1 protein-coding gene is annotated in these 804 nt (G+C 72.3%); it reads left to right on the top strand.

Annotated elements, in window-relative coordinates:
* On the top strand, positions 1–804 hold an 804-nt coding region (locus tag CCN37_RS38270; protein ID WP_210408421.1), incomplete at both ends, for a glycosyltransferase.

Here is an 804-nt window from a genome sequence, read left to right as displayed (position 1 = left end):
TGCTGCACCAGTCCCTGGGGGCCGGAGCGGTCGAGATGATCGTGGTGGACGACGGCTCCACCGACGGCACCGGCGAGGAACTGGACCGGCTGGCGCGGCGCCACCCACAGCTGCTGCGGGTGCTCCACCAGGACAACTCGGGCGGCCCCTCCGGTCCGCGCAACACGGCGCTCGGGCTGGCCCGCGGACGGTACGTCTTCTTCCTCGACGCGGACGACTACCTGGGTGTGCGGGCGCTGGAGCGGCTGACCGCGGCGGCCGAGGAGTGGGACTCGGACGTCGTCCTGGGCAGGATGAAGGACGTCGGGCGCAGGGTGCCCCGCTCCATGTTCCGGACCAACCAGCCGGACGCGGACCTGTTCGCCTCCCGCGTCTACTGGTCGCTGTCGGCGCAGAAGCTCTTCCGCAGGGAGCTGGTGGAACGGCTGGGGCTGCGCTTCGACACCGCGCTGCGGGTCGGCGAGGACCAGCCGTTCACGGCGACCGCCTATCTGCGGGCCCGGCGCATCTCCGTGGTCGCCGACTACGACTGCTACTACCTGGTGCGGCGCCCCGACGGTCGGCATCTGACCCTCGTGAACAGGACCCGGCCCACCCTCGACGCCCTGGAGCGGGTGTGCTCCCTGCTGCGCGCGGAGCTGCCCCGTGGTGCCGGGCGCGATCTGCTGCTGTCGCGGCACTTCGAGGTCGAGCTGGCCGGCGCCTTCCGCTTCCTGGCCGCGGAGCGCGAAGCACTGGTGCGTGAGCGCGAGTTCGCCCGGATGCGACGGCTGGTGACCGGCCACCGCGACGACGGTTTCTGGC

It is taken from the genome of Allokutzneria sp. NRRL B-24872, assembly GCF_002155965.1.
In the GTDB taxonomy this organism is placed as follows: domain Bacteria; phylum Actinomycetota; class Actinomycetes; order Mycobacteriales; family Pseudonocardiaceae; genus Allokutzneria.
This window is presented reverse-complemented; position numbering and strand designations above follow the sequence as displayed.